The sequence below is a fragment of the Isoptericola cucumis genome, from assembly GCF_014635665.1.
Taxonomy (GTDB): Bacteria; Actinomycetota; Actinomycetes; order Actinomycetales; family Cellulomonadaceae; genus Isoptericola; species Isoptericola cucumis.
The window spans coordinates 42,124-53,268 of sequence record NZ_BMDG01000001.1; the positions used below are offsets into that span (position 1 = coordinate 42,124).

The 11,145-nt window shown below is 72.3% G+C and carries 6 protein-coding genes; 3 read left to right on the forward strand and 3 right to left on the reverse strand.

The genetic code is table 11. The annotated features are described in order from the left end of the window. Positions 1–28: 28 nt before the first annotated feature. Positions 29–2,629 carry a PA14 domain-containing protein gene (locus IEW03_RS00225; RefSeq protein ID WP_188521644.1) on the forward strand — a complete coding sequence of 867 codons (2,601 nt, stop codon included), beginning with the start codon at positions 29–31 and terminating at the stop codon, positions 2,627–2,629. Positions 2,630–2,684: 55 nt separating this feature from the next. On the opposite strand, the gene IEW03_RS00230 is transcribed toward IEW03_RS00225, so the two are convergent. Then, the gene (locus tag IEW03_RS00230) at positions 2,685–3,089 is read right to left on the reverse strand and encodes a VOC family protein (RefSeq protein ID WP_188521645.1); all 405 of its coding nucleotides are present in this window, start codon (positions 3,087–3,089) and stop codon (positions 2,685–2,687) included. 3 nt (positions 3,090–3,092) lie between these two features. Continuing rightward, a complete protein-coding gene (locus IEW03_RS00235) occupies positions 3,093–3,794 on the reverse strand; it encodes a ThuA domain-containing protein (protein ID WP_188521646.1) in 702 nt (233 codons plus the stop codon). A gap of 127 nt (positions 3,795–3,921) precedes the next feature. Here IEW03_RS00235 and IEW03_RS00240 point away from each other — a divergent pair, with 127 nt between their 5' ends. Continuing rightward, the gene (locus IEW03_RS00240) at positions 3,922–9,873 is read left to right on the forward strand and encodes a GH92 family glycosyl hydrolase (RefSeq protein ID WP_188521647.1); all 5,952 of its coding nucleotides are present in this window, start codon (positions 3,922–3,924) and stop codon (positions 9,871–9,873) included. A 99-nt stretch (positions 9,874–9,972) separates the two neighbouring features. Here the strand turns inward: IEW03_RS00240 and IEW03_RS00245 are convergent, their stop codons facing one another. Continuing rightward, positions 9,973–10,560, reverse strand: a complete 588-nt coding sequence (locus IEW03_RS00245; protein WP_188521648.1) for a TetR/AcrR family transcriptional regulator — start codon at positions 10,558–10,560, stop codon at positions 9,973–9,975. Positions 10,561–10,640: 80 nt separating this feature from the next. Between IEW03_RS00245 and IEW03_RS00250 the strand changes: the two genes are divergently transcribed. Further along, positions 10,641–11,081 (forward strand): anthrone oxygenase family protein, encoded by a 441-nt coding sequence (locus IEW03_RS00250; protein WP_188521649.1) that lies wholly within the window; start codon positions 10,641–10,643, stop codon positions 11,079–11,081. Positions 11,082–11,145: the final 64 nt, after the last annotated feature.

Below are 11,145 nucleotides of genomic sequence, written 5' to 3' on the forward strand. Positions count from 1 at the left end.
CGTCGACCGAGAGACAAGGATGTCTGTGATGTCAGCGCTGTCACCATCGCGACCACGCGCCCTCTGCGCCGCCCTGGCGGCCACGGCCACGGCGCTCGCGGGGCTCGCCGCCGCCCCGCTCGCCCAGGCAGACGGGGACGAGATCGTGGTCCACGGCCTCAAGGGCGAGTACTTCTCCGCGTCCGCGCCCGAGGCCCGCGACTTCGCCGAGCTCGGGGGCGTCGCCCTCGACCCGAACATCGACCTGCCCAACCTGGTGCCGACCTTCGAGTCGCTCACCGGGCAGGCCGAGCACACCACTGCGAGGTGGACCGGGAACGTCACGGCGCCGACCACCGGCGACTACACCTTCTACGCGACCGGCGACAACGGGTTCCGACTCTTCATCGACGACGAGCTCGTCATCGACCACTGGAACCCCGACGTCTGGGACGTCGAGCAGACCAGCGAGAAGGTGGCCCTCGAGGCCGGTGAGCACACGATCCGCATGGAGCACTTCCAGGACGTCGGCGGCGCCAACCTGTTCCTGCGCTGGTCCGGGCCCGGCATCGACAAGGAGATCGTGCCGAGCTCGATGTTCACCCCGCCGGACGACTACGAGGTCTACCCCGTCGAGCTGACCGCCGGCGAGCGGCAGGTCGTCGCCCGGTTCGCCGAACCGGTCACCGACCTGGGCGAGCTCGCCGACCACCTCGCCGTCGAGGTGGACACCGTCCCGTTCCCCGTCTCGGACGTGCGCGTCGACCCGGCCGACGACACCCGCGTGGTCGTCGACCTCGACGCGCCCGTCCAGCAGGACCAGCGCGTGCGGTTCTCCTACGACGGCGACGGCGGGCTCGCGGTGGGCGGCGAGCCGGTGCCGCAGCTCCTGCGCGACGCGACCAACAGCTCCACGCACCGGCTGCTGACCCCCTGGGGCGAGAAGCTCGACCGCGAGCACCCGCTGCCCGAGTACCCGCGCCCCCAGCAGGTGCGCGACCGGTGGCTCAACCTCAACGGCCCGTGGCAGTTCGCCGGGGTCCGCGAAGGCGAGCGGCCCACGTTCGGCCAGGACCTCGACGAGGAGATCGTCGTGCCGTTCCCGGTCGAGTCGCAGCTGTCGGGGATCGAGCGCCACGAGCCGCACATGGTGTACCGCAAGGAGGTCCAGGTGCCGCGGTCGTGGCGCGCGGGCGACCAGCGGGTCCGGCTGAACTTCGGCGCCGTGGACTACGAGGCGGCCGTCTACGTCAACGGCGAGCAGGTGGCCGAGCACACCGGCGGCTACACCGCGTTCAGCGCCGACATCACCGACGCCCTCGAGCGCGGCGGCACGCAGGAGATCGTGGTCACGGCCACCGACCTCACCGGCGACGACCAGCCGAAGGGCAAGCAGACCCTCAACCCCGGCGCGATCACGTACACCCCGTCGTCCGGCATCTGGCAGACGGTATGGATGGAGCCGGTGCCGGCGGCCGCCATCGACGACGTGCGCACCACCCCCGACGTCGCCGGCGACAGCCTCGAGGTCGAGGTGGCGTCCGCGTCCGCGTCCCACGACGCCGTCGTCACGGCGGTCGCGCGGGACGACGACGGCCGCCGCGTGGGGAGCGTCACGGGACCTGCCGACGAGCCGCTCACGCTGCAGCTCGACGACTCCGCGGGCACGCGCCTGTGGAGCCCCGACGACCCGTACCTGTACGACCTCGACGTGCGGCTGCGCGACGGCGGCCGCACCGACAAGGTGTCGAGCTACTTCGCCATGCGGTCCGTCGGCGTCGAGGACGTCGGCGGCGTGCCCAAGATGGTGCTCAACGGGGAGCCGATCTTCTCCCTCGCGATGCTCGACCAGGGGTTCTACCCCGACGGCCTGTACACCCAGCCGAGCGACGAGGCGCTGGTCTTCGACCTGAAGGGGCAGAAGGACCTCGGCTTCAACTCGGTGCGCAAGCACATCAAGGTCGAGCCGATGCGGTGGTACTACCACGCCGACCGGATGGGCCTGCTGGTGTGGCAGGACTTCGTCTCCGGCGACCTGCCGACCGAGGCGGGCCAGACGGCCTGGTTCGACGAGGCGAAGGAGATGATGGACCAGCTGCACAGCTCGCCCTCGGTGATCGGCTGGGTCAACTTCAACGAGGGCTGGGGCGAGTGGGACCGCGAGGTCACCGGCCAGATCGCGGACGAGGTCGCCGAGCTCGACCCGAGCCGCATCGTCAACGCGCACAGCGGCGTCAACTGCTGCGACTCGCTCGGCGACTCGGGCAGGGGCGACGTGGTCGACCACCACGACTACACCAACACCGACCCGCCGTTCCCGGACGAGGCCCGCATGGCGATGGACGGCGAGCACGGCGGGTTCACGCTGCGCACGCCCGGTCACCAGTGGCCCGGCGCACCCGCCGCCATCTACAGCGGCGTGGAGGACAAGGCCGCGCTCACGCAGAAGTACGTCGACAACACGCGCGAGTTCTACCTGCAGCGCGCCGGCGACGACCTCTCCGGCTCGGTCTACACCCAGGTCACCGACCTGGAGACCGAGCTCAACGGGTTCTGGACCTACGACCGCAAGGACCTCAAGGTCGACCCGGGCCCGGTCCGCGAGATCAACGAGCAGGTGATCGAGGCCGGAGCCAACGCGGGCAGCTGATCCTCGGCGTCATCGGCCGCGAGGGGCGGCCGGGCACCAGCCCGGCCGCCCCTCGTCATGCGCCGCCGTTTCCCGGGCGCGGAGCCATCACCTCGACCCGGTTGCCCGCGCCGTCACGGGTGTGGAACCGCAGGAAGCCGGTGAACGACTCTCGCTCGGTCCGGTCGACGGCGAAGCCCGCTGCCTCGAGCCGGTCGGCCGTCGCGTCCAGGGCGGCGACGTCGTCCGTCACCAGCGCCGGGTGCGCCTTGCGTGCCGGAGCGAACGGTTCCTCGACGCCGACGTGGATCTCGGCGACCACCTCGCCGGCGGCGTCGTAGCCTCGGAACCAGCAGCCACCCCGACCGGCGAGCTCCGGCGGCTTCGCCACCTCGGTCAGCCCGAGCCCCGCGCCGTAGAACACGCGGGCCGCGTCCTCGCCGCCGGTCGGACATGCCACCTGCACGTGATGAAGTCGCACGGTTCAGCCCTCCAGCAGCCAGGTGGCGGAGCGCAGCAGCAGCTCGGCGTGCGACGGCGAGTCGTACGCGCGCACGTCGTGCCCCAGCGCGCTGTAGACGGTGCGACCGCCGTGCCCGTCCGCGACCCAGAGGGCCGGGTGCCGTTCGCCGTCGTCGTCGGTGACCCAGCCGAGCACCTGGGACGTGGGCGCGACCCGCAGCCGGCAGTACCGCTCGTCGACCACGTCGACGGCGGCGAGGCCCTCGGTGATCGGGTGCGCACCGACGGCGAGGGGCACGGTGGTCGCGCCGAGCGGCGGGTGCATGGACTCCCCCGGCACCCAGCGCCCGCCGAGCACCTCCTCCCACTCCGGCCGGTCGCCGAACGCGTTGGCCGCCTGGTGCACGGCGAGGATGCGGCCGCCGTCGCGCGCCCAGGCGTCGAGCCGTGCGTGGAACGGCGCCCACGCCTCGTCGTCGGGCCCGATGCCGGCCTCCCGCAGCCCGGGCCACGAGGTCCCCGCGTTGACGACGAGCAGGTCGACGTCGTCGAGGTCGTCGAGCGCGTCGGGGAACGTGGAGCGCACGGCGAGGTCCGCCGTCCGCCCCCCGACGTCGAGGCCGGCGAGCAGCAGGGCCAGCCGGTGGGAGGTGGCGGCGTGGTCGTGCCAGGGGTCTTCGTGCCGGCCGCGGCCGGCCAGGACAAGGATGCGCGTCGTCGTCACGCCCCCATCCTGCACGCTCCGCGGTCGCTCCCTCTTGACCGCCCCCGGGCCGACTGGCAGGCTGAACGCTTGACAGCGCTGTCAAGCCGTGGCGGGGACGGACCCGCCCCCGAGCACGAGGTCACCGATGCCTTCTCGCCCGACCCAGCAGCACAGCAGCCCGCAGCTCGCCCCGCCCCGGGGGCTCCCGCCTGCGCTCCGCCGCACGGTCTCCTCCGCCCTCGCCCTCGCCCTCGGCGTCACCGGCGTGGGGGTCGCGACCACGGCGCTCGCCCCCGCCGCCACGGCGGCCGCCGGGGACTACGCGACGTCGCTCGAGCCCGACGACCCGCAGCCCGACTGGCTCAGCGAGCCCGAGCAGACCACGAGCGGCCCCAAGGTCTCCGGGGTGGTCGGCACGACGATCCTCGACCGCTCCCCGAGCACCCCTGCCGGGGACGACCTGCTGGGTGCCCCGACGTCCGAGCTCGGCTGGGAGGGCCCGTTCCAGAACGGCGTCGGGTCCGTGCCGGGCACCGTCGAGCCGACGGACGGCGACCCGGCCGCGGTCCGCTGGACGATGACGTCCGCCGGCGAGACGTGGATCCAGGTGCCGATGCCCGACCTGGAGCGGGCCACCCCGCTGCGCGGCGAGGTCACGCTGACCGGCCGCGGCAAGGTATTCCTGAACGTGTACAGCGGCAGCCGCGACGTCGGCGGCGAGGAGGTCACCCTGTCCGACGACCCGCAGACCCTCACGGTCGACTTCACGCGGCCCGCGGACGGCGGCGGCAGGCCCCAGTTCCAGGTCCGCACGCACGCCGCCGGCGAGATCGGCGCCGTCGTGTCCGGGACGTCCGTCCGCCGGCTCGTGCCGGGCGACGTCGAGTTCCCCGGCGACGTCACCGGCACGGTCGCGGGCGTCACCGCCTCCGCGGAGAACCCGCCGGCCGAGGGGGCGGCGAACCTGGCCGACGGCGACGTCGGCACCAAGTGGTTCGCCGGCTCGCCCACGGCCCACGCCACCTACGAGCTCGCCGAGCCGGCCGCGATCGCCACCTACGCGCTCGCCTCCGCGAACGACGCCGCCGACCGCGACCCGCGCGCCTGGCGGCTGCAGGGCTCGGACGACGGCGAGGAGTGGACCACGCTCGACGAGCGCGCCAACCAGACCTTCACCGACCGGTTCGAGACCCGCCAGTTCACGGTGGCGGAGCCGCGGCCCTTCCGGTTCTACCGTCTCGACGTGACCGAGAACTCCGGCAGCCAGGCCACCCAGCTCGCCGAATGGCTGATCTCCACCGAGGCGGCCGCCGACTCGAACATGACGACCACCGTCGGCTCGGGCCCGGCCAGCGCCCCCACCGCGAAGACCGAGGCCGGCTGGACCGGGCTGCACGCGCTGCACTACGCCGGCAGCCACGCCGTCGACGGCCGCGGGTACGCGTACAACCGCGTGCTCGACGTCGACGTCCCCGTCGGCGAGGCCTCCGAGCTGTCGTACGTGATCTTCCCGGAGGCGTCGGACGCCGACCGGACGTGGGCCAGCACCCACGTCGCCGTCGACCTCGCCTTCACCGACGGCACCTACCTCAGCGAGCTCGGCGCCGTCGACCAGCACGGCTTCGGCCTGAGCCCTCAGGGGCAGGGCGCCTCGAAGGTGCTGCACACCAACCAGTGGAACGCGGTGCGCGCGCGCCTCGGCGAGGTGGCCGCGGGCAAGACGGTCGACCGGGTCCTCGTCGGCTACGACAAGGACACCGGCCCCGCAGACTTCAGCGGCTGGATCGACGACATCGCCATCACCGCAGGGTCCGGGGCCGCCGAGGACGACGCCGCGACGCGGCCGTCCGACCACGTCGTGACGACGCGCGGCACCAACTCCAGCGGCGACTTCTCCCGCGGCAACAACTTCCCCGCCACGGCCGTGCCGCACGGCTTCAACTTCTGGACGCCGACCACCGACGCCGGCACCTACCGCTGGCTGTACGAGTACCAGCGGCGCAACGACGCGCAGAACCGGCCCACGCTGGAGGCGTTCTCGCTCAGCCACGAGCCGAGCCCGTGGATCGGTGACCGGCAGACGTTCCAGGTCATGCCGTCGCCGCAGGCGGGCGTGCCGGACGCGAACCGCGACGCCCGCCGGCTGCCCTTCGACCACGCGAACGAGACCGCCCGCGCGCACTATTACGGCGTCACGTTCGACGACGGCCTGAAGACCGAGATCACGCCGACCGACCACGCGGCGATGTTCCGCTTCACGTTCACCGGCGACGAGTCGAACCTCATCTTCGACAACGTCAACAACTCCGGCGGGCTTACGCTCGACCCGCAGGCAGGCACGCTCACCGGGTACACCGACGTCATCAGCGGCGACCAGGCCGCGGGCTCCACGCGCATGTTCGTCTACGCGACGGTCGACGGCGCGGTCACCGGCGGCGGGAAGCTCGCCCCGGGCGGGCGCGACAAGGTCGCCGGCCACCTGACGCTCGACACGTCGTCCGACAAGGTCGTCGAGATGCGGATCGCGACGTCGCTCATGAGCGTCGAGCAGGCGCAGCGCAACCTCGAGCTCGAGATCTCCGGCGACGACACGTTCGAGTCGGTCATGGAGCGCGCGCAGACGCAGTGGGACGCCAAGCTCGGCGTGATCGAGGTCGAGGGCGCCAGTGCCGACCAGCTCACCACGCTCTACTCGGACCTGTACCGCCTCAACCTGTACCCGAACTCGGCGCACGAGAACGTCGGCACCGCGGCGGCGCCGGAGTGGAAGCACGTCAACCAGTCCTCGACGTCCACCGACACCGCCCGCGGCGGCGCCACCGCGACCGAGACCGGCGCCGAGATCGTGGACGGCAAGGTCTACGTCAACAACGGCTTCTGGGACACGTACCGCACCGCCTGGCCCGCCTACTCCCTCCTCTACCCGGAGCAGGCGGCCGAGCTGGTGGACGGCTTCACCCAGCAGTACGACGACGGCGGCTGGGTCGCCCGCTGGTCGGCGCCGGGCTACGCCAACTCGATGACCGGCACCAGCTCCGACGTGGCGTTCGCCGACGCCTACCTCAAGGGCGTCGAGGACATCGACGTGCAGCGGGCGTACGACGCCGCGCTGAAGAACGCGTCGGTGGCGCCCCCGAACGAGAACGTGGGCCGCAAGGGTCACGACCGGGCCGTCTTCCTCGGGTACACGCCGGCGTCCACGCACGAGAGCGCGTCCTGGTCGCTGGAGGACTACCTCAACGACTACGGCATCGCGCTGATGTCGCAGAAGCTCCTGGACGAGACGGACGAGTCCGACCCGCGGTACCAGGAGTACGCGGACAACCACGAGTACTACCTCAACCGGGCGCAGAACTACGTGCACCTGTTCGACCCGGCCACCGGCTTCTTCCGCGCCAAGGACGCCGACGGCGGCTGGCACCAGCCGGCCGCGGAGTTCGACCCCGAGGTGTGGGGCCACGAGTTCACCGAGACGAACGGCTGGAACTTCGCGTTCCACGCCGTCCAGGACGGCCAGGGGCTCGCCAACCTCTACGGGGGTCGTGACGGCCTCGCCGACAAGCTCGACGAGTTCTTCGCGACGCCGGAGGACGCGGACAAGCCCGGGTCGTACGGCGGCGTCATCCACGAGATGCGCGAGGCCAAGGCCGTGCGGATGGGCCAGTGGGGCCTGAGCAACCAGGTCTCGCACCACGTCCCGTTCCTGTACAACCACGCCGGCCAGCCGTACAAGACGCAGGCGATCGTCCGCGAGGCGCTCGCCCGCGGGTTCGTCGGCAGCGAGATCGGGCAGGGCTACCCCGGCGACGAGGACAACGGCGAGATGTCGGCGTGGCAGGTGTTCAACGCGCTCGGCTTCTACCCGCTGCAGGTGGGCAGCCCGCACTACTCGATCGGCTCGCCGCTGTTCACCAAGGCGACGATCCACCTCGCCGGGGGCAAGGACCTCGTCATCAGCGCGCCGGAGAACAGCGCTGAGAACGTCTACGTGCAGGGCGTCACGGTGAACGGCGAGCCGCAGACCACGTCGTCCTTCACCCACGACCAGCTCGCCGGCGGCGGCGAGATCGTCTTCGACATGGGCCCCGAGCCCTCCGACTGGGGCACCGGCGACGACGACGTGCCGCCGTCGATCACCTCCGGCGACAAGGTCCCCGACCCGCTCGCCGACGTGACCGGCGCGGCGAAGGGCACGGCGAGCACCGACGACGAGCAGGCGGACGCCGCGGTGCTGTTCGACGACACGTCGGCCACGCAGGCCACGTTCTCGTCGGCAACGCCCACCGTCTCGTTCGCGCTGGACGGGCCGACGGCGCGGGCGAGGATGTACACGCTCACGTCGGCGAAGGACGCGGGCGCGGACCCGACGGCCTGGGAGCTGCAGGGCTCTCGCGACGGGAAGCGGTGGCGCACGCTCGACACCCGCACCGGCGAGACGTTCGCCGAGCGCCGGTACACGCGGGCGTTCTCGATCGACCGGCCCGGGATCTACCGGCACTACCGGCTCGTGGTCACCGCGGCCGAGGGCCCGGTGGCGCTGTCCGAGCTCGAGGTGCTCGCCCACCGCCCCCAGGTCGGCGAGCTCGCCGAGGTGGTCGACGACGCGCGTCGTGACCACGACATCTCCGGCCGCACCGCCCGGGAGCTCGGCGACCTCGTGGCCGCCGCGCAGGAGGCCGAGGACGCGGGCGACGCCGACGGGGTCCGCACCCAGGTGCGCGCCCTCAAGGCGGCGATCGACACGATGACCGCCCGCGAGCTCGGCGACGACGTCCGCGAGGACCTCGAGCTGGTGATCTCCCAGTGGCTGGCGCCGGGCGCCGGGCTGGACCAGCTCCGCGCGCAGGTGGGCGAGCTGACCCGCAGCGGCGACGTCGCCAAGCGGGTCTCGCGGGACCTGGTCGGGCTGATCTCCCGGGCGCAGGAGCAGGTCGACGGGAGCCACGCGGTCGACCTGGCCGCGACGCTCACCCGGCTGCGCTCGACCGTCGCCGACGCCAAGCCGCAGCACGTCAGCCGGCAGGCCAAGGACGCGCTCCTGCCGCTCGTCGACGCGCTGATCGCCTCCCCGCCGTCGGTGGAGCGGGCGACCCGTGCGGCCGCGGTGCTGATGGCCGACCGGGACGACGAGAAGGCCTGGTGGCCCTCGAGCTGGTGGAACTCCGCCGTCGCGACGGAGACCGTCATCGAGTACATGCAGCGCACCGGCGACGAGAGCTACCTGCCGCAGGTGGACCGCACGTTCGAGCGCAACAAGGGCACGTTCCCCGCGGGCGAGCTGTCCGGCGACGAGCTGTGGGGCAACTTCACCAGCCGCGCCATCGACGACGCGGAGTGGTGGGGCCTCGCCTGGGTGCAGGCCTACGACCTCACCGGCGACCAGAAGTACCTGGACATGGCCGAGACGATCGGCGAGTTCGTGCACGGGTACTGGGACACCGGCACCTGCGGCGGCGGCGTGTGGTGGGACCACGAGCGCACCTACAAGAACGCCGTCACGAACGGGCTGTGGGTGCGGCTGTCGGCGGAGCTCCACCAGCGCATCCCGGGCGACACGCAGTGGCTGGAGCGCTCGCAGGCCGGCTGGGACTGGATCACCTCCAGCGGCATGATCAACGCGGACGGGCTGGTCAACGACGGCCTCACCGACGACTGCGAGAACAACGGCGGCACGGTCTGGACGTACAACCAGGGGGTCTTCCTCGGCGGCGGGCTCGAGCTGTACCGGGCCACGGGCGACGAGGCCGTGCTGGAGACGGTCCGCGAGCTGGCCGACGCCGGCACGACGGACCCGGAGCTGGTCACGGACGGGATCCTCACCGAGGAGTGCGACCCGGCCGGCACCTGCGACGACAACGCCAAGCAGTTCAAGGGCATCTTCGTCCGGTACGTCGACGACCTGAACCGCTCGCTCTCGGGCGCCCCGTACACGGAGTTCCTCGACCGTCAGGCGGCCTCGATCTGGGCCGAGGACCGCAACGGCGACGACCGTCTCGGCCTGCGCTGGGCCGGCGGCGACGGGTCGGAGAAGGGCAACGTGTTCGACTGGCGCACCCAGGCGAGCGCGCTGAGCGCGCTGCTGGCGAACATCCAGTAGCCCGGCCCCGCGGGGCATCCCCTTCGAGAACGCCCTCGTGGACGAAACCCGGGCGGGTTTCGTCCACGAGGGCGTTCTCGAAGGGGATGGGGACGCAGGTCAGCCGGTGACGAGGCGCACGAGCGTGTCGACCCGGCGGTCCCCGTTCTCGACTGAGAGGCGGCCGGCCCGGTGCAGCGCGACGAGGCCGTGCACGGCGCCCCAGAGCACCTCCGCGGTGGTCTCGACGTCCGCGGGCGGGTCGTCGAGGCGGCGCAGCGTGCCCGCGATGGCCTCGAAGCCCTCGCGCAGGACCGCCGGAGTCTCCCGGGACGCGAACGGGACGAGCACCGGGAGCAGGAACATCGCGTCGTAGGTCGCCGGGTGCCGCGCGGCGAAGTCGAGATAGGCGCCCACCAGAGCACGGATCCGCCCGTCGTCGCTCCCTGCGTCGCCGAGCGTCGACGGCGCGAGCGCGGCCGCCAGCTCCTCGAACCCGGCGAGGGCGACGGCGGTGACGATCTCCGTCCGGCCCTGCGGGAAGTGCCCGTAGAGCACGGGCTGGCTGTACTCGATGGCCTCCGCGAGCCGCCGGGTCGTCACGGCCTCCCACCCCTGCTCCTCGGCGAGAGCACGCGCCGCGGCGACGATCCGCTCCCGTCGCTCCTCGGTCCGCCGTGCTCGTCGTGCTGCGGCGGGGGTCGTCATGACGCCGACTCTAGCACTGCTAGGGAATCGCTGATAGGTTCCCTAGCACTGCTAGATCCCGTCCTGAGGAAGAGGCCGTCATGGAGTGGTTGCCGATCGTCGCCGTCGTGGTCGTCGGGCTGATGGTGGGGGTGGAGCTGTCGGTCGCGTTCGTGATCAACCCGATCACCGACGCCCTGCCCGAGGACGCCAGGGTGCTCGCCCGCGCCCACGGGGGCCGGATGCTCGGGCGCCTCATGCCGTTCTGGTACATCGGCTCGACCCTGCTCGTCGCGGGCACGGCGCTCGTGGTCCCCGCCGGTGCGGCGGCAGCCTGGACCGCGGTCGGGCTGCTCGTCGCCAGCGTGGTCCTGTCCGTCACGCTGCTGGTGCCGATCAACGACCGTTCGAAGACCTGGACCCCCGAGACCGCGCCCGCCGACCACCGCGAGCAGTCGACCCGGTGGGACCGCCTCCACCTGGTGCGGCTCGCCCTCATCGTCGCCGGGTTCGTGCTCGTGACGGTCGCCGCCGCGCGCTGACGGACATCGAGGGCAGCCCCCGCTCCGCCCGGATCTCCCCTTGAGAACGCCCTCGTGGACGAAA